This window comes from Pseudoflavitalea sp. G-6-1-2 (assembly GCF_012927185.1).
Lineage (GTDB): Bacteria > Bacteroidota > Bacteroidia > Chitinophagales > Chitinophagaceae > Pseudobacter.
The window spans coordinates 1,878,925-1,900,681 of the sequence record NZ_JABBGB010000001.1 but is presented as its reverse complement, the minus strand read 5'-3'; the positions used below and the strand labels follow the sequence as shown (position 1 = coordinate 1,900,681).

General features: G+C 43.0%; 15 protein-coding genes and 1 tRNA gene. 8 read left to right on the top strand and 8 right to left on the bottom strand.

The window, feature by feature from the left end; translation table 11 throughout:
* Nucleotides 1–215: 215 nt before the first annotated feature.
* Entirely contained in the window at nt 216–2,645 is a 2,430-nt protein-coding gene (locus tag HHL16_RS07915) for a S8 family serine peptidase (protein WP_169424584.1), read from the top strand.
* A 3-nt stretch (nt 2,646–2,648) separates the two neighbouring features.
* Here the strand turns inward: HHL16_RS07915 and HHL16_RS07910 are convergent, their stop codons facing one another.
* From HHL16_RS07910 to dnaA, 4 genes are all read right to left on the bottom strand, one after another.
* Entirely contained in the window at nt 2,649–3,680 is a 1,032-nt protein-coding gene (locus tag HHL16_RS07910) for an ATP-binding protein (RefSeq protein WP_169424583.1), read from the bottom strand.
* A gap of 896 nt (nt 3,681–4,576) precedes the next feature.
* Complete coding sequence (locus HHL16_RS07900) at nt 4,577–5,827, bottom strand: site-specific integrase (protein ID WP_169424581.1); 1,251 nt, start codon at nt 5,825–5,827, stop codon at nt 4,577–4,579.
* 248 nt (nt 5,828–6,075) lie between these two features.
* Nucleotides 6,076–6,166 (bottom strand) — tRNA-Ser (locus tag HHL16_RS07895).
* Nucleotides 6,167–6,333: 167 nt separating this feature from the next.
* Nucleotides 6,334–7,767 carry a chromosomal replication initiator protein DnaA gene (gene dnaA / locus HHL16_RS07890; RefSeq protein WP_169424580.1) on the bottom strand — a complete coding sequence of 478 codons (1,434 nt, stop codon included), beginning with the start codon at nt 7,765–7,767 and terminating at the stop codon, nt 6,334–6,336.
* 851 nt (nt 7,768–8,618) lie between these two features.
* Between dnaA and HHL16_RS07885 the strand changes: the two genes are divergently transcribed.
* From HHL16_RS07885 to HHL16_RS07870, 4 genes are all read left to right on the top strand, one after another.
* Entirely contained in the window at nt 8,619–10,202 is a 1,584-nt protein-coding gene (locus HHL16_RS07885; RefSeq protein WP_169424579.1) for an FAD-dependent protein, read from the top strand.
* A 136-nt stretch (nt 10,203–10,338) separates the two neighbouring features.
* Nucleotides 10,339–11,271 carry an ATP-binding cassette domain-containing protein gene (locus HHL16_RS07880; protein WP_169424578.1) on the top strand — a complete coding sequence of 311 codons (933 nt, stop codon included), beginning with the start codon at nt 10,339–10,341 and terminating at the stop codon, nt 11,269–11,271.
* An 11-nt stretch (nt 11,272–11,282) separates the two neighbouring features.
* Nucleotides 11,283–12,557, top strand: coding sequence for an ABC transporter permease (locus tag HHL16_RS07875; RefSeq protein ID WP_169424577.1), 1,275 nt, complete (start codon nt 11,283–11,285; stop codon nt 12,555–12,557).
* 140 nt (nt 12,558–12,697) lie between these two features.
* Entirely contained in the window at nt 12,698–13,498 is an 801-nt protein-coding gene (locus HHL16_RS07870; RefSeq protein WP_169424576.1) for a hypothetical protein, read from the top strand.
* A 229-nt stretch (nt 13,499–13,727) separates the two neighbouring features.
* Here the strand turns inward: HHL16_RS07870 and HHL16_RS07865 are convergent, their stop codons facing one another.
* Complete coding sequence (locus tag HHL16_RS07865; RefSeq protein WP_169424575.1) at nt 13,728–14,156, bottom strand: carboxypeptidase-like regulatory domain-containing protein; 429 nt, start codon at nt 14,154–14,156, stop codon at nt 13,728–13,730.
* Between the two features lie 168 nt (nt 14,157–14,324).
* On the bottom strand, nt 14,325–15,323 hold the full coding sequence (locus HHL16_RS07860; protein ID WP_169424574.1) for a sugar phosphate nucleotidyltransferase: 999 nt from the start codon (nt 15,321–15,323) through the stop codon (nt 14,325–14,327).
* 62 nt (nt 15,324–15,385) lie between these two features.
* On the opposite strand from HHL16_RS07860, the gene glyA reads away from it, so the two are divergent.
* Together glyA and HHL16_RS07850 are read left to right on the top strand one after the other, a co-directional pair.
* Nucleotides 15,386–16,666, top strand: a complete 1,281-nt coding sequence (gene glyA, locus HHL16_RS07855) for a serine hydroxymethyltransferase (RefSeq protein ID WP_169424573.1) — start codon at nt 15,386–15,388, stop codon at nt 16,664–16,666.
* 86 nt (nt 16,667–16,752) lie between these two features.
* Nucleotides 16,753–17,181: a DUF4293 family protein gene (locus tag HHL16_RS07850; protein WP_169424572.1), complete on the top strand. Its 429-nt coding sequence runs from the start codon at nt 16,753–16,755 to the stop codon at nt 17,179–17,181.
* 91 nt (nt 17,182–17,272) lie between these two features.
* Here the strand turns inward: HHL16_RS07850 and HHL16_RS07845 are convergent, their stop codons facing one another.
* Nucleotides 17,273–17,818, bottom strand: coding sequence for a hypothetical protein (locus tag HHL16_RS07845; protein ID WP_169424571.1), 546 nt, complete (start codon nt 17,816–17,818; stop codon nt 17,273–17,275).
* Nucleotides 17,819–17,894: 76 nt separating this feature from the next.
* Entirely contained in the window at nt 17,895–20,699 is a 2,805-nt protein-coding gene (gene uvrA, locus HHL16_RS07840) for an excinuclease ABC subunit UvrA (protein WP_169424570.1), read from the bottom strand.
* Nucleotides 20,700–21,034: 335 nt separating this feature from the next.
* Between uvrA and HHL16_RS07835 the strand changes: the two genes are divergently transcribed.
* Entirely contained in the window at nt 21,035–21,616 is a 582-nt protein-coding gene (locus tag HHL16_RS07835; protein ID WP_169424569.1) for a sigma-70 family RNA polymerase sigma factor, read from the top strand.
* The last annotated feature ends 141 nt before the right edge of the window (nt 21,617–21,757 follow it).

Below are 21,757 nucleotides of genomic sequence, written 5' to 3'. Positions count from 1 at the left end.
CAAAGAGCCAAGCTATGTGATTTAATAGCCCTAATAATCTGAGTGATCAATTTTCACATTCCAGCTCCATTAATTTGGTTATAAGAAAGTTACAAGTAAATCAAATTCCGTAATTTATCTTTTAAAGGAAATTTGGATTTCGTCCTTCAAAACTTTGACAAATAAATTAATAAAAATAATATATTCGTTATCATTCATACCAAAACTCAAATCGAATGCCCAAACTCCCTCATGTGAAATTAAACACATCAAGGCAGAATGAAGGTTCAATTACGTTAAAGTTCAATTATGGCTTTTCTGACGAGGAAGTAAGAGATGATAACAACGATAAAGATTATAGGCCAATGGCTAGGGCTTTTCAAAGCTTCCTAAATCGCTTTAGATCAGATATCCAGAGCAGAGAAGGTGAGCGAAATGAAGCCCTTAATGTACCCCACCATATTGATTATATACAAATAACATTCTTCTCACAATTTGTAACATCAGCGTTCTACAATAGATGGTTTAATGAATTCGGAATATTAGGAGTAAACTTTTCAAAATTCAATACCGAAGTTCTATTCGCAATTACCGACAGAGAAAAATTTAATAAATTCTATCAAGAAATTGAGAACTTTATTGATAAAGAGCTTAATAAAAGAGAGGTAAATTACTCACCCCTTGTAATCTATATTAAGGAGTTTAGGTTGCTTACTTCAGAAGATATTATTCAATTTCAAAACCTTGGCTCGCTTATGAATCTTAGATTGGTAGATGACTTCCCTTTAGGAAACTCTCACTTCCAACCTATTCTATTAGCGCTAGAAAATTATTTAACCGAAAGAAATATTCCATTTTCGTATTCAATTAAAGACAAACATATTGAAGTCATTACGCCTTCTCAGGCTCAAATAGAAGAAATTGTCAAGAATTACGATATCGTCCTAAGTGTAACATCAGCACTTTCTGCGGTAATAAGCCCGAGTGAGTTGAATTTACCTGAAAGATCTTATGGATTTACAATTAACGACGTAAATACACCTCTCCCAATAATTGGGATATTAGATACAGGCATAAGTGACAAGACCCCACTCAAAAATATTTTGATAAACGACCAAACTTATGACCTTACAAATAGCAATGTTTTTGAGGACAATGTCAACCACGGGACCGCTGTAGCAGCGCTTGCTGCTTTAGGAAAAAAAGCCTACTCTGCCAGATATCGAGGTAAAATTTCTAGTGATGCGCGTTTACTTTCTATGAAAATTTCAGACAACTCAACTTGCTATCTTTCTCAAAAGGATATACTTGCTTTATTACATAGAGCCAAACAAGAATACCCCGAAATTAAGCTCTTTGTCTTAACAACTTGCTTCCAGCATCATAAACAATATAATGAAGACCACTCTGCATATGCATTTGCATTGGATACCTTTGCACATGAAAATGATTGTCTAGTTCTCATTTGTACTGCAAATAATGATAACGCTGCTTTTGCGAATACGACCTACGATCCTAGGTATTTCTTAAATGAAGACACAAATATCTGCACACCAGCAGAATCAATGAATAACCTTACGATTGGGGCTGCAGCAGATTCATTACGTGCAGGGCATTTTGTCGGCATTTCATCATCTAAAGAATTTCCAACTTTATATACTCGAAAAAGCCATATAGATCTTCATAAAATATTCCCTTTTAACAAAATCAACAAGCATTATTTCAAGCCCGACGTAATAGAATGCGGAGGAGATTATGAGTTTAGCAAAAGCGGACTTATTGGAAGTGGTGCTAATGCATCTATGGAAGTTCTATCAGCAAATGAAACAGAAGGATTTATTTCACATGTTGGTACTAGCTACTCCACTCCTCTAGTAGCAAATATTGCTGCTCAAATTCAAAGAGCATACCCTAACATAAAATCACAATCTATAAAAGCTCTCATCATAAATAGTGCATCCTTAAATGCAATTAGATTTCCTACTCCAACTTCTAAAATGATTAACAAAATAGCTGGTCATGGATTAACGAATGAAGTCAAAAGTGTGTATTCTGATGAGGATTCTATCACTTTTTTGCTGGAAGAAGAAATTAAGCCTGAGACATTAAGACTATTCCCTCTACATTTTCCAGAATATTTGGTGAAAGACAGATTAGGTAAAAAAAATGGAATTTTAAAAATTACAGCGACGCTATGTTTCAGCTTTGCTCCTGTAATAAATCATCAGTTAGGTTATTGTCCAATTCATATAGCATTCTGCTTTTTCAAAAATCAAACAGGAACTGAAATACAAGCTACTGATGAAAATATTAAATCACTCTTAAAAAGTAATTTACGTTGGACGCAATCTGGCAGACACGTTAGCAAACCAATTCCATACTGTAATACACAAAAAATCACTTTCCCAGTTAATGTACAAGACTTAATCAATGAAAACGGTATATTCAAGTTAGCAGTTCAATGTAGAATCAATCCTCAGCTAATTCCAGGGACAGAGATTCCTTATCAAAAAGACCATCCTTTTTCGATTGTCATTACAATAGAGGAAAGTTTGAAAGAATCAAAATTAACAGGAAAGCTCTATAATGAAATGATCTTAACTAATTACGTCGAAAATATTGGAGATGTTAACATCGAACAAGAAGGTACACTTGATGTAGAATAGTAGCTATTTTTTACTTAAAGACTTCTTTTCTTTAAAAATAAGCTCCTTCCATATTTTGGTATCAATTAACGTTTGCATCGGTACTGCTTTTAGCGACAAATGCTTGAAAAGACTATGCTTAATTGCCGTAACTAGCGTTTTCTGTACACTATAAAAGGATAACCCAATCGCAGATTTAATAATTGATGAAAGGCTTTGAGGTTTATCAAAACTAAACTGATCATTTTTTAATGTAAGTTCAATTAACTCTCTAATTTGACTTTCATCGGGCAGGTCAAATCCTACATTCAGATCAAATCTCCTCAATAATGCATCATCTAGCATGTCTTTTTGATTAGTAGCCGCTATGACTATACTACTTTGAGGTAGATAATCAAATAATTGTAGTATAGTGTTTACAACCCGTTTCATCTCGCCATGATCTTGGTCATAATCCCTTACTTTTCCAAGCGAATCAAACTCGTCAATAAAAATAATACAGTTTTCTGATGCCGCTTTCCTGAAAATTTTTGCAAGATTCTTACTGGTCTCACCTAATTTAGATGACACGATTGCACCAAGATTTACAACAACCATCATCTTTTTTAGCTCTCCTGCAATTACATAAGATGCGAGTGTCTTACCGCAACCTGAAGGCCCATAAAGAAGAAGTTTATTTGCAATCGGTAGATCAAATTTTTTTAGCAATTCATGTGCCTCGTGTTCTTTCACAAAGAGTTCCAATTGAGATTTCGTGTCTTGACTCGCTACAAGATTGCTAAAAGAATAATCAGAAGTTAGTTTCTCTAAAATAAGATCACTAACTTCTCTCTCATCTATTCTATTGTAATAGTTATCCGAACCAACTTTTGTCAGGGTATTACTTTTTTGCACAAAAGTTGCTTCCTTGAGTATTGACTGAAGCTGGAGCGCAAAATTAATTTTCTTGGTTTTTTTTGAATATTCAATAAAGTCATTGAGAACTGACAATAGCTTTTCCTGATCATTTTCAAGACCAGATTTCGCTATCTCTTTTATATAATCAAATTGACTCATTATAAGCAAAATTAGCCAAATAACCTTAAATTACCACTCTAACGGTAATATAAAGCAAAAGATGGTAAAACTCAAGCATTATGTTAGCTTATTTCCCTTCAGCTTTCCCATTAAGCATAGCATTTTATTACTTAACATTTGATTTTAATGAAGCAGGTTCGAGATAGTAGGTTTTTGAAACAAATTGCAATCGTAATTAAAGAATTACGAGAAGAGAGAAATGTCACTCAAGAGGATGTATATAATGAAACAAACATCCATATCGGCCGTATCGAAACAGCCAAGGCTAACGTTTCCGTAAGTACATTATCTGCGCTTTGCAAATACTTTAAGATTAGCATATCCGACTTTCATAAGAAAGTTGAAAATCTTTAGTTCTCACCGGAAAGCCACTTTCTTCCAAGAATGCTAATTAAGTTAATTGCCGTATCATTTTTACTTTCCATTCTCAAATACTCTCTATATCCATTCCTAGCAAAAAATAGTTTTTGCTGTGTCTGAAATATTGCAAATCCTGGTCAATTGATTAATGTTCTTGCGAATAACCATTATCTCTCCTCTTAATGCAGAAAGCTCTTCAATCAATATATCCATTGATTCATCGTACACATAGATCCGTATTTTTTTAACGTAAATTATTTTCCGGATTAGTCTGATATCTGTTTCGTATTGAGTCTTGGATAGGATATCCGACTGCTCTTTATATTTCGTATCATTGATGCAGGTGTATACCAGATTATTGAGGCCTTACTCCCCTTAGTTTACATATTACGCATTTTAGTCGCTGTTAGAAGTTAAAAAATGGTAGGCAATATTCCGTTGTTGTATACAACTATACATCTTGCTCCGTGCAAAACACAGGCACGGTCATATGAAAAACCGGCGAAGCCGGTTGTTTAACCGATAGATTTTGACTGTTTATTCAGGTTTTCTTTAGCGGTAAACTTTTCCCGCAGCAGCTTCATATCATCGCTTACTTTTCTGTCGAGGATCTTGGCGTAGTGTTGGGTTGTTTTAAGATTTTTATGGCCGAGCATTTTGCTGACGGACTCCATTGGAACGCCGTTGCTCAAAGTAACGGTTGTAGCAAAAGTGTGGCGGGCGATATGAAAAGTGAGATTTTTATGGATTTTACTGATGTTGGCGATTTCTTTTAAATACGCATTCATCTTCTGATTACTGGGAATTGGAAGAATTTTACCCGAATTGATACAAGCAGGATGATCCTTGTATTTTTCTATTATTTGCAGCGGAACAGGCAAAAGTGGAATTCTTGAAGCTGTCTCCGTTTTTTGTCGTTTTGTGAAAACCCAGTAATCCCCTTCAATTCCGCGCGCAACCTCCGTTCTTTTCAATTTCTGCACATCTGCATAAGCAAGACCAGTAAAGCAGGAAAAGATAAAAACATCTCGCACCTGGTTCAACCGATCTGTCTCGAAGTCTTTGGAGAAAATTGTTTGCAGTTCTTCATCGGTGAGAAAATCCTTATCTACCTCATGCCTGGTCATTTTGAAGCCGATAAAGGGATCACGAACTAACCACCGTTTGCGAATGCAGGTGTTGATGACTTTTCGGAGATCTGCGATATACTTCAGCGTTGTATTATGTCCGCAATTTTTCTGTGTTCTCAACCAAAACTCATAATCACTCACAAATTCAAAATTGAGCCGGTTGATGTCAATATCGCGGATTTTATATTTCCACTGCAAAAATGCGCTAACATGGTCCTTTGAAGTATTGAAGCGGGTGAGCGTTGCTTTTGCAAATTCCTTTCCGATCAGGGCGGTAACCTGATTATTGTGTTCCTGAAATATTTCCAGCAACATGCGCGGTCGATCGTGAACACCGAACCATTTCTCGCGAAAACTTTCAAGTGTGATGCAGACACCATCCTGCACCATTTCACGCTCCATCTTCAGAGCCTTTGCTCTGATGGCATCGAGAAAGGTATTCAGCTCTTTTGCTTCAGGGTTGTTGCCTTTCACCCGCCCCGCGGCAGCATCCCAACGCGCAACCAAAACAAATTTCTGTAAGCTCTGATCAATTCTGTTACCATTCACGGTAATACGAACATAAACCGGTGCGAGACCTTCTTTTGTTGTTTTTGATTTTCTGATGTAAAACAGCAGACTGATACTGTGTTCCATTTTAAAACCTCCTTGTTTGATTTTTCGAATTTGGCTAAAGGCTCTTCGAAAGCTCAGGTAGGTTCAAATCGAGACCAGTAGGGTGTTGTAGTGATTTCTGGTGTCCCAAATCTAAAATAAATTCCGGGACACCGAATGGGACACCAAACCGTTTGATATGATTTGATTCAAATTGGTGCAGAAAATTAAAAAGGGTCCATAAAACCAACGTCTTATGAACCCTTTAATCAAGTTTGAATTACTTCCAGCGGTGAGGGAGGGATTCGAACCCTCGGTACAAGTTTAAGCTCGTACAACGGTTTAGCAAACCGGCCCTTTCGGCCACTCAGGCACCTCACCTTTTTTGAACAACACTAAGCTATTCGCTTAATGGACGGCAAAAATAAGGGGAAAATTTCAATTTCCAAATTCAAATCATCCTTATTCCCAACTAAATAGAAAAGTTTTTTTCCGAAATAAAAAATCCCGCCTCGTAGCGGGATCTATCTAAGCAATTAATTGTGTTGTTACATCGCGGCCAGCTGCACTTTCTGTTGCAGCTCCATCACGCTTTCGCGGAAGGTACTATCTGTATCCATCAGGTCTTTTACAGTCTGGCAGGAGTGGATCACAGTGGTGTGGTCTCTTCCGCCGAAATGTTCGCCGATGGTTTTGAGAGAGTTCTTTGTAAAGGCCTTTGCCAGGTACATCGTTATCTGACGCGCCTGAACAATTTCCCGTTTGCGGGTTTTCTGCAGCAGCTTATCATACGGCACATCAAAATACTCACATACCATCTTCTGGATCGTCTCGATGGTAATTTCTTTACTGCTGGTTTTCACGAAATTACGGAGTACTCTTTTTGCCAAATCGAGGTCAATTTCCCGCTTATTAAGCGAAGATTGTGCCAATAATGAAATCAGGGCGCCTTCCAGCTCGCGCACGTTGTTGTTTACATTATAAGCAAGGTATTTCACCACCTCACGAGGCATTTCGAGACCGTCGTTCTTCATCTTGCGCTCGAGGATTTCGATGCGGGTCTCATAATCAGGCACCTGCAGATCGGCACTGAGGCCCCAGCGGAAACGACTGAGCAGTCTTTCCTGAACACCTTCCAGATCTTTGGGAGGTTTATCGGAAGTGAGGATCAGTTGTTTTCCGCTCTGATGCAGGTGATTGAAGATGGCGAAGAACGCATCCTGCGATTTCTCTGCACGATTGAAGAACTGTACGTCGTCTATAATCAGCACATCTATCAGCTGATAGAAGTGAATGAAGTCGTTGATTGCATTGTTCCGGCTATGATCCTGGAACTGATTGATGAATTTCTCCGAGCTCACATATAAAACCACCTTATTCGGCTGAAGACGCTTGGTCTCATTGCCGATGGCTTGCGCGAGGTGCGTTTTACCCAATCCAACTCCTCCATATATTACAAGCGGATTGAAAGAACTTGCGCCTGGTTTTTCCGCCACCGTTTTACCGGCTCTGCGGGCAACCCTGTTGCAGTCACCTTCAATAAAGTTTTCGAACGTATATATAGGATTGAGCTGCGGATCGATCTGCATCTTCTTCAATCCCGGAATTACGAACGGATTCTTTACCGGATTGTGTATGATGAGTGGAAAATCCATTTCATTACTGGAAAATGTTTTGTACCCATGCGTAGGAACATCCATCGTTAATGGTTTATTGGAATGATTTCCACTATCAACCATAATACGATACTCCAACCTGGCCTCTTTCCCCAGCACTCTACGCAAAGTCTTTGCCAACAAATTCACATAATGCTCCTCCAGGTATTCGTAAAAGAACTGACTGGGTACCTGGATTACCAAAATGTTCGTCTTTAACTCAACAGGTTTGATAGGTTCAAACCATGTTTTGAAATGTTGCCACTCAACTATGTCCTTGATGATCTCCAAACAATTGCTCCAAACTTTGTCAAAAGATTTTGCCATTATTCAACAAGCAGTTTTTATGTTGAGTTATAGAAATACGCTTAATCATGCCAACCGCAAAAAATTCTTCACAGAATCAGGATTTTTCCGAACTAAATCTTCAAAAAAAAACTTGAGCAGGGGGGCGAATATCAAAATTTTTCGTGAAAGAAAAAATTTTTTATTCACTTGTTTTTTCGGGAATAAACACATCGAATATTCTGAACAAACTTTTTATCACATTCATCTTAAAACACAGACGTAGCCTGCTGATCAGCATAGCCTGATCAATCCGTTCGACACTTACTGTTTTAAAGAAATTAACTTGTAAACATTTAACGATGTGGAAAACATTCTTCCACTGTTTACCAAAAACCGTTTGATACGACCAATTCTGACTGAAGCTTTTTCACTCGTTGTTGTTAGGTAGCAGGGATTGTGAAGCCTATACCGCGGAACATCTTTTACATGCAATTGTTCCGGCCGGATATCTTGCTTCTCACACTTTTCAGACAATTCTTCGCAGGTGGATTTGCAGGAAATCTGGATGAAGAAAGTAACAGGTTTAATATTGTATATCTCACCTTTCTTCATAAAAAAATAACTAATGACTGATGTAATTGAAGATACAAATTATTTGATACGAACCGAATTTTCACACTCTTTTTTTTACCTCCCTTTCCGAAATAATTTTTCCCTTTTCCGGTAATGTTCCACGCTACTCAAATTGCCTGCAATTCCACACTTATCATCACTTTCGGGTCAAGATGTGTTTACATTTTTTTCTCACCCTCATTCATTACTTTTGCGCCTCAGAGTACTCATTTACACATTTCATCTAAACAGGTTTTTTAGGTTAACTACCTGACACCATGCAACAAACATTCACTATCAAGCTGCTTCCTGCCGAAGCTGCAAACTCCGGCATCATTCAGCAATACGCCGCCAGCCATCTCGGTCTGCCCGTTTCTTCCATCACCGGTTATCAGATTAAGAAAAGATCTATCGACGCAAGAAGCAAACAACCATGGATACTGCTCACTATCACCGTATTCGCAAATGAGCCCTTTCATGCTGCATCTCCTGCTTCCATTGAATTGCACAATGTATCTGCTTCGCGCCATAAAGTGATCATCGTTGGTGCCGGACCAGCAGGATTGTTTGCTGCAGTGAAACTTATTGAGCTTGGCATTCAGCCCATCATTCTCGAAAGAGGAAAAGATGTAAGAGCCAGAAGACGCGATCTCGCACAAATGAATAAAGAAGGCATCGTTAACCCCGAAAGCAATTACTGCTTCGGAGAAGGCGGTGCAGGCACTTACAGCGATGGCAAACTCTACACCCGCAGCAACAAACGTGGCGATGTTAACCGCATTCTGCAGCTGCTGGTTCAGTTCGGTGCAGATGAAAAGATTTTGTACGAAGCACATCCGCATGTAGGCACCAACAAACTGCCGCAGATCATCACCGCTATCCGCGAAGCGATCCTTCATTACGGCGGACAATTTCTCTTCGAACAAAAAGTAACCGACTTCCATATCAGCAATGGTATTATTAAAGGAGTGAGCACCGCAGCGGGCAGCCGATTCGACGGCGATGCTGTTATCCTCGCCACCGGCCACTCTGCCCGCGATATTTTTCAATTGCTGCATAACCTCAATCTGAAAATCGAAGCAAAACCCTTTGCGCTTGGTGTACGCATTGAACATCCGCAACAACTGATCGATCAGCTTCAATACCACTGCCCTGTGCGCGATGAATTTCTTCCTCCTGCCAGTTACAGTCTGGTACAACAGGTAGACAACCGGGGAGTGTTCTCTTTTTGCATGTGTCCGGGTGGTATTATCGCACCGGCTGCTACCAATCCCGGCGAGCTGGTAGTGAACGGATGGAGTCCATCCAAAAGAAACAACCCCTATGCGAATTCAGGTATGGTAGTGTCTGTTGAATTATCAGACATGGGTGCATTCAAACAATTCGGTCCGCTTGCAGCCATGCATTTTCAGCAGTCTGTTGAACAGAAAGCATTTGAAGCAGGCGGTGGCAATCTCGTAGCTCCCGCGCAGCGCATGGTAGATTTTGTGGAAGGCAAAGTATCTTCTTCCCTGCCCGATTGCTCCTATCTTCCCGGCATCAATTCCACTTCATTGAAAGAGGTGCTGCCAGGATTTGTACACCACGCACTCCGCAATGCCTTCAAAGAGTTTGGCAAGAAGATGCCCGGTCGCCACGGCAACAAAGGTTATTTCACCAACGAAGCGGTACTCGTTGCCACAGAGAGCCGCACTTCTTCTCCGGTAAGAATACCCAGAGACCCCGAAACATTGCAGCATCCGCAGATCAGCAATTTGTATCCCTGTGCCGAAGGAGCTGGTTATGCAGGTGGAATTGTGAGTGCTGCGATGGATGGTGAACGGGTAGCCGCCGCCATTTCAGCGATACTGCAGCCGGCATAATGCCGCAATCACACCTGAATTCAAAGTTTTCGTATAATAGTTTGTAACAATTTTAACTTTCGGGCTACTAAAGAGATGGTTGCTCCGTCCGATGGGATAACCAGCCCAACTTCAAACTATTACCCAAACTTAACTCATGAACATCCTCGAAGTAAGGAATCTCAGGAAGTATTATGCTACCCAGAAGGCTGTGGACGATATCAGCTTTACACTTAATGCGGGCAGCATATTCGGACTGCTGGGTCCCAATGGCGCAGGCAAGACCACGCTTATCAGAATGATCACAGGCATCTTCTACCCCGATGAGGGAGAGATCCTCTTCAATGGACGAAAGTTCAATCCGCAGACAGACATCCTTCAAACCGGCTACATGCCCGAAGAACGCGGATTATATAAAAAGATGAAGATCGGCGAACAGGCCATCTATCTCGCACAACTCAAAGGCATGAGCAAAGCCGATGCTACCGCCAAAGTAAAAGAGTGGTTCATCCGTTTTGAAATGCAAACCTGGTGGAACAAAAAAGTAGAAGACCTCAGTAAAGGCATGCAGCAGAAACTGCAATTCGTAACTACTGTTCTTCACGAACCGAAACTGATTATTCTCGACGAGCCCTTCAGCGGCCTCGACCCCGTGAATGCCAACCTCATCAAAGACGAAATATACAGGCTCGCCAAAAATGGCGCCAGCATCATCTTCAGTACGCACCGCATGGAGCAGGTTGAAGAGATCTGCGATCATATCATTCTTGTGAACAAAGGCCAGAAAATACTCGATGGCACTGTTAAGCAGGTGAAACAACAATTCAAGGAGCATCTTTTCCGCATCAGTCTCGAAGAGAAAGCAGCAGCTGTGAGCTCTCCTGCATTCGATGTGATCTCCACACAGGAAAACGACCTGATAGTGAAGATCCACGAAGGCAATAAGCCCAACGATGTGCTGCAGTACTTCCTGCAACAGCAGCACAGCATTGTTGCTTTTCAGGAGATATTGCCTTCACTCAACGAGATCTTCATCAGACTCGTGGAGAATACACCGCTCGCCAGACAATTTGAAAAGATCACTGCTTAAACAACACTCACATGAACAAGACCTGGATAATCATACAAAGAGAATTTCTCAGCAGGGTTCGTAAAAAAACTTTCCTGCTCAGCACCATATTATTGCCCATATTGCTGGCCGGCGTATATGCAGGCATGATCTACTTCTCCGTAAAAGGAAATGATGAAGTGAAGATTGCGGTAAGCGATAAAGCCAATATTTTTCAAAACGAACTGAAGAACAATGACGACATCAGTTTCACTTTCCTCAACGATCTTTCTGCAAAGCAGCTGGAAGATAGTGTGAGGGCTAAGAAATATACCGGTTATCTCTACATCCCGGAAAATATCAACCTGGCCACTGATTCACTCAATATCAAATCAGTAAAATCGATCGGCCTGTTTTCTTCGGAAAAGATAAAAGGACGAATTAATAGTGCACTTCGTGAAAAGAAGCTGCTGGCCCTCGTTTCCAGGTCGCAGCTGGACAGTGCACAGCGCAATGCAAACTTCACAATCAGCCGTCTCGATGGCAATAACAAACCCGATAAAGCCATCACTGTTTATGCTGTTGGATTTGGATCTGGCATGATCATTTACATTGTACTTCTTATTTATGGAACCATGGTTATGCGTGGAGTAATGGAAGAAAAAACAAACCGCATTGCCGAAGTGATTGTGAGCAGTGTGAAACCATTTCAGCTGATGATGGGTAAGATCATTGGCATCGGAGCCGTAGGCTTACTTCAATTCCTGATCTGGATAGTACTCACACTCGTTTTGAAAGGGGTCATTTTTTCAGGCATGGATTCTTCGCCAATGGGACAACAGATTCCCGCCGAAGGTGCGGCTGCCTTTTTCAGCGCATTGAGCAGTGTGAACATTCCGCTTATCTTAGGTTGCTTCATCTTCTACTTCTTAGGCGGGTACCTGCTGTATTCATCTCTCTTTGCTGCAGTAGGTACTGCAGTGGATGAAGATCCGCAGGCAGCACAGGGGCTGATGCTTCCCATCACCATGCCGATCATCTTCGCCATTATGATCATGATCAAAGCTGTGAATGATCCAAACAGCAGCCTCGCTGTATTCGGCAGCATCTTCCCGCTTACCTCTCCGGTGGTAATGATCGCTCGCATAGCACACGGAGTTCCCGAAGGAGTATCCGTTGCAGAGATACTCATCAGCATGGCCCTCCTGATCGTTGGTTTCCTCGGCACCACATGGGTGGCCGGAAAGATCTACCGCACCGGCATTCTCATGTACGGTAAAAAAATCACCTGGAAAGAAATGTGGAAATGGGCCTTCCGTAAAAACTAGTTTTGTCTCAGCCTTTTCTATAGTCTCAGGCATTCCGGCTTTCCGGAATGCCTTTTTCTTTTTATGCCATGCAACATTTTACGAAACACCTCGTACTTATTGGTAAGGAAACAATATTCACACAATAAAAAGCCATGAACATGAAAAGATTAAACCTCCAACTCCCTCACCGCATTGCAGTGGCAGCTATTTTCGGTACCCTCCTTATCACCGGCCCGGCATTGCATGCTCAGGATAAGCCAACCCGCGAAAAGAACAAAGAAGAGAAAGAATACAAACGCGACCTCGACCGTGAACTCGATAAGCTCGAAACCGCCAGCGAGAACGTAAGAAAACTCAGCTCCAAAGACTGGACCGAGCGTCAGGAAGAACTGAGAAAAACCCTCAAAAACATCGACTACGAAAAGAACTTCGCGCAGGCCGAAGCGGCCCTGAAGGCTGTTGACTTTGAAAAGATCCAGCGCAGCATCGAATCTGCTTTTGAAGCCGGCAATACTGCTTCAAAGCTCAGTAAAGAACAACGCGCCGAGATCCGCAGGGAAATTGAAAAGGCAAGAAAAGAATTTGATCGTGACAGAAAGCAGCAACAGGAGCAACTGAAACGCGATCTCGAAAGAGCAAGAAAGGATGTAGAAGCTGCCACTAAAAAAGCCACTGAACTGGAAAAATTCGATTTCAAAAAAACATTCGAAGATGCAGAAGAGCACATTGAAAAAGCGAAAGTTGAACTGAAAGGTTATCAGGAAATGATCTATGATATGGAAGCAGCCGGATTACTAAGCACTAAGGGCGATTACACCATCAGCTTCAACAACGGAACACTCACCATTACCGATAAAGAGCAACCGAAATCGATAGCAGACAAGTATAGCAAATACTTCAAAGACAAGAAAACAATTCTGAAAAAGGAAAATAAAAAGTTTGTTACATCCCACGAATAGGGATAGTAATTTTCTCAAAGACGACGCGGAACTGTTCTCAGTTCCGCTTTTTTGTTTGTAAGCATGTACAGGCAGATCTGCATCGGTTACCAATAAAAGTGTGACTATTACCGCTGCAACTTCGCACCCAAAACTGCACTGAATAAATGCGCGATAAAATCTGTAAAAATAAAAAGCCGCCCTGGTCTACAGTGCGGCTCTTTACTTGTTGGGTAAACCCAGATGTGTATTAATCACCGTCCATCATCCGCATAAAGGGATGAAATACGTCACTTTCATCTTCATCGGCAGTAAGATCTAAATTCACTCTGAGGGATACGCCTTCTTTAATTACAACATTTTCTTTTCTGATAGTCTTGTAGCCTTTCTTCTCTAACACGATCACTACCTCACCTGGCGGCATCTGAGGAACTTTGAAATTCCCTGATGCGTCGGTTACAAATTCTTTTTTGTCCTTTTCTTTTTCTTTACCTGTAGAAGTGATGGACAGTACCACTCCCTGAACAGGTTTTTTAGTAGCAGCATCTGCTACCACACCGTAAAGCACGGGCTCTGTTTTGCCGCGCTCACGTTCTCCATTGTTATCCGAATTAGCTTTCGCCAGCAGGGATAGGGGCACAAGGGCCGTCAGCAGGAGTAATGTTTTCCGAACTCTCATAGATGGGAGTTTAAAAGGTGGCTAAGTTTTGTTACCTGCCAATCACACTGTCCGCAACTGCTTCAATCTGCAAAGACAAAACAGTTAAACGGAATGTTGCATTCAGTCTGGAAAGTTACTCAATCTCCCCGACATCCCGCACGCCCTGGCATAATTTTTAGACGAAACTTAGCTTTTCCCCAGATCGATTTCCGTATTATCCCCGATGTTTAAACTCCGGCTTTCTCCCTTCACTTCGGTATCGCTACCTATGAGAGATTCTGATAATACAATGTCGTACAAATCGGCAAATGAACCGATTATGGAATTCTTGAGAATGGAGTAGTTGATCACTGTTTTCTCCCCGATGCTTACATTGGGGCCAACGATCGAATTGCGGATATCGCATCCGCGGGCAATGCTCACCGGTGGTACTATAATGGTATTCTCGAAGTTATGGTCGGGAGAGATCATGCTGCCGAATTTTTTCAGCATGGTGGAGTTCGATTCGAGCAGGGTATCTTTCTTTCCGCAGTCGAACCAGTTCTGCACTTTGAAGGCCTGGAAACGTGCTCCATGCTGGATCATACATTCCAATGCATCGGTAATGGTGAACTCGCCGCGGCTCATCACCTGGTTGCGCACATTGCTTTCGAGGCACTGGAACAGAAAGGCCGTTTCTTTTATCCGGTAGATGCCCACCAGCGCCATATTCGATTTGGGGATCTGAGGTTTCTCCACCACACGGGTAATGAAATTATCCTCTCCGATCTCTGCCACGCCGAAATCACGGGGATCATCCACGCGTTTCACACCCAGCGCAGAATGTGGCATTTCCAGTACTGCCTTCACATCGTACTCACAGATGGTATCGCCGAGCACCACAAAGATCTCATCATCCCCTACTATTTCTTTGGTGAGCTGAATGGCATGGCCGATGCCCTGCCTTTCGGTCTGATACACAAAATGTGCTTTCAGATCGGGGTAGGTTTCTTTCACATAGTCCTGAATCTTCTGTCCCAGATAACCGATGATGAAAATATATTCGTCGATGCCCGCATCGCGCAACTGATCAACGATGATGCTGAGGATGGTTTTGCCTGCAAGAGGAATGAGTGCCTTGGGTTGCGTATATGTATGTGGCCGCAGTTTGGTGCCTGCACCTGCTACGGGAATGATTGCTTTCATATGCTTCTTTCGAAACCGTGAAAATAGTGAAAATTATGGGGCGTTTCGACTATTTTTGCGCCATGCAAAAAGACACGCTCATTTTTGACCTTCTCCGTAAGGAACTGGACCGCCAACGCCACGGCATTGAACTGATCGCTTCTGAGAATTTCACATCGTTGCAGGTAATACAGGCCATGGGCTCTGTTGCTACTAACAAGTATGCAGAGGGCTACCCCGGCAAACGCTATTATGGCGGATGTGAAGTAATTGATGAGATCGAAACTCTTGCCATCGACCGACTCAAAAAAATATTCAACGCCAGCTGGGCCAACGTTCAACCGCATAGCGGTGCGCAGGCCAATACAGCCGTGTTCCTCGCCTGTCTCAAACCCGGCGATAAGATACTCGGTCTCGACCTCAGCATGGGCGGACACCTCACACACGGAAGCCCTGCCAATATCAGCGGCAAGTGGTTCACTCCACTTTTCTATGGTGTAAAAAAAGATACCGGCCTGGTTGATTACGATCAACTCGAAGCCACTGCACTCGCAGAAAAACCTAAGATGATCATCTGCGGTGCATCTGCTTACAGCCGCGACTGGGATTATGCGCGCATCCGTGCAGTAGCCGATAAGATCGGTGCGCTCGTAATGGCCGACATCGCTCACCCTGCAGGTCTGATTGCGAAAGGACTGCTCAACGATCCTTTCGATCATTGCCATATCGTAACATCCACTACGCATAAAACATTGCGCGGACCTCGCGGCGGTATCATCATGATGCGTCACGATTTCGACAATCCATGGGGCATCAAAGATCCCAAAGGAAATATCCGCAGCGTAAGCGCACTGCTCGATCTCGCTGTATTCCCCGGAGCACAGGGTGGTCCGCTGGAACACGTGATCGCTGCTAAAGCTGTAGCATTCGGCGAAACACTCAGCGACGGTTTCACTACCTACGCAAAAGATGTGATCACCAACGCACAGGCAATGGCCACTGCCATGGTGAAACGCGGATACAACCTCATCAGCAACGGTACCGACAACCACCTCATGCTGATCGATCTCCGCAACAAGAACCTCACCGGCAAGAAAGCACAGGAAACACTGGACAAAGCACATATCACCCTCAACAAAAATGCTGTACCATTCGACGATAAGAGCCCGTTTGTAACAAGCGGTATCCGCATCGGTGTACCAGCCATCACTTCGAGAGGAATGAATGCAGGTCATATGGATACTGTGGCCGGCTTCATCGATCAGGTGCTCAGCAATATCGACAATGAGTCTGTAATTGCTACAGTGAAGAATGATGTGAACACCTTCATGCAACAATTCCCCCTCTATCCTGAATTAGGATAAGGTAAGGATGATAATACTGAAAGCCCTGCGGATTTCGCGGGGCTTTCTCTTTTTTCTTTATTTTTGACTCAGTCAAATTAACCATTATGATCCAACGCATTCAAACGCTGTGGTTGTTGCTGGCTGCCGTAGCAGCTTTCCTCACACTGAAATTGTTCTTCTATACAGGCAATATCATTCAGGAAGGAATGGCCATGAAACAATTCACTGCATTGACAGCACAGAGCAGCATCCCTTTGCTGATCTCTACTGTTGCAACAGGCCTTACCGCATTGATCGCTATATTTCTTTTTAAAGACAGGAAGCTGCAACAGAAACTGGTACTGGCATCACTGGTGCTTTCGATACTCGATCTGCTGCTGTTCTATCTGCAAACAAAAAAATTCGTTCCAGGTGAAGGCAACTACGGCATCTCCGCACTGGTTGCACTGATCATTCCGATTCTGCTGATTCTCGCCATGCGCGGCATCTACAGAGATCAGAAACTGGTGAAGAGCCTGGACAGACTGAGATAATTACCGGTTTCCACATAATTCAAAAGCGGCTGCCTGATCAACAGACAGCCGCTTTCTTTTGGTACTCTGACATAACAGTACTGATGTTGCGTTACTTTCCGAACTCCAGCTCCCAGGCTGTGAATCTTCTGCCATCAGGCATCGGCGTAACAAATATTTTTACACGGATAGTTTGGGTTCCGTTGCTGTAGACGATATTCTCCGCTCCCTGAAAAGTATACTTATCAGTGCTGCGGTAGTTATTGTTGAGCAGATAAATGGACAGGTCTTTGTACTCATCCTTATCGTATGTGCGATAGGTGAGCAGGCGGCTGGAATACTTGCTGGTGTTTACATCCATGTATTGCAGGCTCCGGACAGTAGAAGGTTTTTCCGTATTGTGCTCCAGAAATGAGTATTGATAAAGTGAAGTGGCAGAATCCACATCTTTCTGCATCAGCAGATACCCTTTCTTTTTCATGGTGGTATCGATGCGGAAATTGTCGTACTCCATTAATTTCTGCAGGTCGGGAATGGTAAGTTCTGTCTTAACCGGAAGCAGCGGCTGCTGCTTTGGTTTTGAATTCAGCGTTACGCGTTGCGCAAACGTCCACTGTGCAGACAATAAAACAATTACCAGCAATAAATATCTGACCATCCGGGGTAAAATTGTGAGGCGAAGTAACAATTCTGATCGGTGCCGAAAAAGTTAAAATATGTTGAAACAGGAAGTATTACAGAAACTTCCCTGTATAGCTTTCCTTTACCTTTTTCAATCCGGATGGCACGCCTGCATAGATGATGGTACCACCGCCGTCGCCGGCTTCGGGGCCGAGATCGATCACCCAGTCTGCACTCTTGATCACATCTGTATTGTGCTCGATCACCAGTATCGAATGCCCCTGCTCTATCAATGCATTGAACGATGCCAGCAGTTTTCGGATATCATGAAAATGCAGTCCGGTTGTAGGCTCATCGAAGATGAAGAGTATCTGGCCCTGCCCCTTTCCTTTGCCAAGGAATGATGCCAGTTTCACTCGTTGTGCTTCGCCGCCGGAAAGTGTATCGGACGATTGTCCCAGTTTCACATAACCCAGTCCCACATCGCTGAGCGGACGGATCCTGTTCACAATATCTTTCTCTCCTTCGAAGAAGATCAGCGATTCGTCCACACTCAGTTCGAGAATATCGTAGATGTTCTTTCCTTTGAATTGCACTTCCAGCACTTCTTCCTTGAACTTCTTTCCACCGCATACTTCGCAGGTGAGGTGCACATCTGCCAGGAACTGCATTTCTACAATTTGTTCGCCTTCACCCTTACAGGTATCGCATCGGCCTCCGTCTACGTTGAAAGAAAAATGCTTGGGTTGAAATCCGCGTGTTTTGCTCAGCGGCTGCTTCGCATAGAGATCGCGGATCTCATCGTATGCTTTGATATAGGTTACCGGATTGCTTCGCGATGATTTACCGATAGGATTCTGATCGATCATTTCGATCTGGGAAATGCTGTCGATATCACCTGTGATGCTTTTGTGCAATCCTACTTTTTCAGCAAACTCTCCTTTTATTTTCTGCAGTCCGGGATAGAGGATCTGTTTTACGAGTGTTGTTTTTCCGCTTCCGCTCACGCCGCTTACTACAGTGAAAGTGTTCAGCGGAAATTCAGCTGTTACATTTTGCAGGTTATTCTGTCGTGCTCCTTCTACTTTGATGCTTCGGTTCCATTTGCGAACGGTCTTCGGTGCATCGATAGTGAGTGTGCCTTTGAGATACTGACCGGTGAGGCTGTTCTCGTTGGCAATGAGTTCGTCGTAATTGCCGGCGGCTACCACTTGTCCACCAAGATGCGATGCAAGTGGTCCCATGTCGATAATATGATCTGCTTCGCGCATCATCAGTTCATCGTGTTCTACCACAACAACTGTGTTACCGAGATCGCGGAGTTCCTTGAGTACACGGATCAATCTTTCCGTATCGCGCGAATGCAATCCGATCGAAGGCTCATCGAGTATGTACAACGAGTTGGTGAGATTGCTGCCCAGTGAACGCGTGAGTTGAATACGCTGACTTTCGCCACCACTCAAAGAGTTGGCGAGACGATTGAGCGTAAGATAGCCCAAACCTACGTCCATCAAGGTTTTCAGGCGATGATTTATTTCTATGAGAATGCGCTTGGCCACCTGCTGATCGTACTCGCTCAGCTTCAGTTTGGCAAACCATTCTGTGAGATCACGTACAGGAATTTCGCAGAGCTCTCCGATATGCTTATCGCCTACTTTTACATAGAGCGCTTCTTTGCGGAGGCGATATCCTTTACAATCAGGACAGGTAGTTCTTCCTCTGTATCTGCTGAGCAGTACGCGGTACTGCACTTTGTACAGATTGGCTTCCACTTCTTTGAAGAAATCGTCGATGCCCTGCACAAATGAGTTTCCTTCCCAGAGCTGATTGTATTGTTCTTTGGTGAGGTCGATGATGGGTTTGTGGATCGGGAAATCGAATTTCTTCGCACCCTTCACGAATTGATCTTTCCACGCGCTGAGCTTATCCCCTTTCCAGGGCGCTACAGCGCCTTCGTACACGCTGAGGCGTTTGTCTGGTATCACCAGATCCGCATCTATACCGAGTACCTGACTGAAACCTTCGCAGGTAGGGCAGGCACCAAAAGGATTATTGAAGGAGAAGAGATTGGGAACAGGCTCCTCGAATGTGATGCCATCGAGTTCGAACTTATTGGAGAAAGTGATTTTCTTTTCGCCATTCACTTCGATGAGCATGCTGCCTTCACCTTCGTAGAAAGCGGTTCCGATGGAGTCGCCCATGCGGTGCATATCATCTTCATCAAATTCATCCTTCACTACCAGACGATCTACCAGCACGTAACATTCTTTGGCGGGCTTCCACGATTTCTCTTCCATCAGATCTTCGATGGCATTTACTGAGCCGTCGTATAATCTGGTAAAACCTTTTTGCAGCAGTATGTTCAGTTCTTCCTGCGGCTTGCGGTTCTTATGTTGTTTGAATGGGATGAGCAGTAAAACCTTGTCACCGGTTTTGAGGGCTTTGATGGCGTTGATCACATCGGCCGTATCATCTTTCTTCACCTGCTTTCCGGATACGGGGGAAATGGTTTTGCCGGTACGTGCGAAGAGCAGGCGGAGATAGTCGTAGATCTCCGTCATGCTACCGACGGTGGAACGCGGAGTACGCGTAACCACTTTCTGTTCGATGGCGATAGCCGGACAAAGCCCTTTGATGAAATCCACATCGGGTTTCACCATACGTGCCATGAACTGGCGTGCGTATGCACTGAGGCTTTCTGCATAGCGGCGCTGACCTTCTGCGAAAAGCGTATCGATGGTGAGTGATGATTTGCCGGAGCCGGAAACCCCTGTTACCACAATGAATTTATTACGAGGGAAGTGAACGGATACATCTTTCAGATTATGTACACGCGCGCCTTTAACGTAAATGCTGTCGGAAGTGGTAGGAGAAGTTACCGCTTTGGCGGCTTTATTCTTTTTGGTGGTGACTGTCATATAGTATGGAGCACAAAAATATTGCAATAAGGAGAATATTGTATACTACAGAAAAAGAAGGTAAAAGTTCGCTGAATATGCGGTTAAACTTGACAAAGATCAAACAGATTGATATATGGTAAATATGTAATAGTCAATAGTATGTGGGAAGTTTAAAAAAAGGGTTAAAATTTGGCAGATTCAAAAAAGGCACTATCTTTAATTAGTGATTAATGCGGTCACCCCCCGCAAACAAAACTTTAACGCCTATTGAGAGAGCACTTCTACACAGAAAAACCGATCAGCCAATAAATCCAACAATAATATCCTATAACCGTCAAAACCCGTAGAAGTTTATGAATTTACTACGCAAAAAAACCGACCATGAACTCATCCAGGACTTCCAGGATGGGGATCTTTATGCTCTTGAGACCTTAGTTCTTCGTCACAAAGACAAAATGTACACTTCCATCCTGTTCCTCGTAAAAGACAAGTACCTCGCAGAGGATATCTTTCAGGATGTACTCATCAAAATCATCGACACTATCCGCAGCGGCCGCTACACTGAAGAAGGAAAATTCCTTCCCTGGGCGATGCGCATTGCACACAATCTCTGTGTAGACCATTTCAGAAAAGTAAAAAGAACGCCGGCAATCAAAACAAGTGATGACCGCGACATTTTTGAAGTGATCAATTTCACGGAAGATGGTGCAGATATGAAGATGATGAAACGCCAGAGCTATGACCGCGTTCGCCAGATGCTGGATCTTCTCCCTGATGATCAGCGCGAAGTGATCATTCTCCGTCATTATGCAGACATGAGTTTCAAAGAGATCGCAAGCCTCACCAATTGCAGTATCAATACGGCTTTGGGAAGAATGCGCTACGGACTCATCAATCTGAGAAAAATGATGACGCAGAAAAAGATTGCGTTATAGTTCATCGCTTTTACAATTCCATCGAACTTTTTCACTGAACAACTTGTTCAACAAAACGAATCAAAGAGAATAGCAAGTACGAAATGCTATTTCTGAAAGATGAAACAATTTGACACTACCGGTTTTACTTCTTGGCAAAAC

Coding starts and splice junctions, on each gene's coding strand:
- glyA (WP_169424573.1), top strand. CDS start 15,386: ATGCAAAAAGACACGCTCATTTTTGACCTTCTCCGTAAGGAACTGGAC.
- HHL16_RS07915 (WP_169424584.1), top strand. CDS start 216: ATGCCCAAACTCCCTCATGTGAAATTAAACACATCAAGGCAGAATGAA.
- HHL16_RS07875 (WP_169424577.1), top strand. CDS start 11,283: ATGAACAAGACCTGGATAATCATACAAAGAGAATTTCTCAGCAGGGTT.
- HHL16_RS07880 (WP_169424578.1), top strand. CDS start 10,339: ATGAACATCCTCGAAGTAAGGAATCTCAGGAAGTATTATGCTACCCAG.
- HHL16_RS07900 (WP_169424581.1), bottom strand. CDS start 5,827: ATGGAACACAGTATCAGTCTGCTGTTTTACATCAGAAAATCAAAAACA.
- HHL16_RS07910 (WP_169424583.1), bottom strand. CDS start 3,680: ATGAGTCAATTTGATTATATAAAAGAGATAGCGAAATCTGGTCTTGAA.
- HHL16_RS07835 (WP_169424569.1), top strand. CDS start 21,035: ATGAATTTACTACGCAAAAAAACCGACCATGAACTCATCCAGGACTTC.
- HHL16_RS07860 (WP_169424574.1), bottom strand. CDS start 15,323: ATGAAAGCAATCATTCCCGTAGCAGGTGCAGGCACCAAACTGCGGCCA.
- HHL16_RS07885 (WP_169424579.1), top strand. CDS start 8,619: ATGCAACAAACATTCACTATCAAGCTGCTTCCTGCCGAAGCTGCAAAC.
- dnaA (WP_169424580.1), bottom strand. CDS start 7,767: ATGGCAAAATCTTTTGACAAAGTTTGGAGCAATTGTTTGGAGATCATC.
- HHL16_RS07870 (WP_169424576.1), top strand. CDS start 12,698: ATGAAAAGATTAAACCTCCAACTCCCTCACCGCATTGCAGTGGCAGCT.
- HHL16_RS07845 (WP_169424571.1), bottom strand. CDS start 17,818: ATGGTCAGATATTTATTGCTGGTAATTGTTTTATTGTCTGCACAGTGG.
- uvrA (WP_169424570.1), bottom strand. CDS start 20,699: ATGACAGTCACCACCAAAAAGAATAAAGCCGCCAAAGCGGTAACTTCT.
- HHL16_RS07865 (WP_169424575.1), bottom strand. CDS start 14,156: ATGAGAGTTCGGAAAACATTACTCCTGCTGACGGCCCTTGTGCCCCTA.
- HHL16_RS07850 (WP_169424572.1), top strand. CDS start 16,753: ATGATCCAACGCATTCAAACGCTGTGGTTGTTGCTGGCTGCCGTAGCA.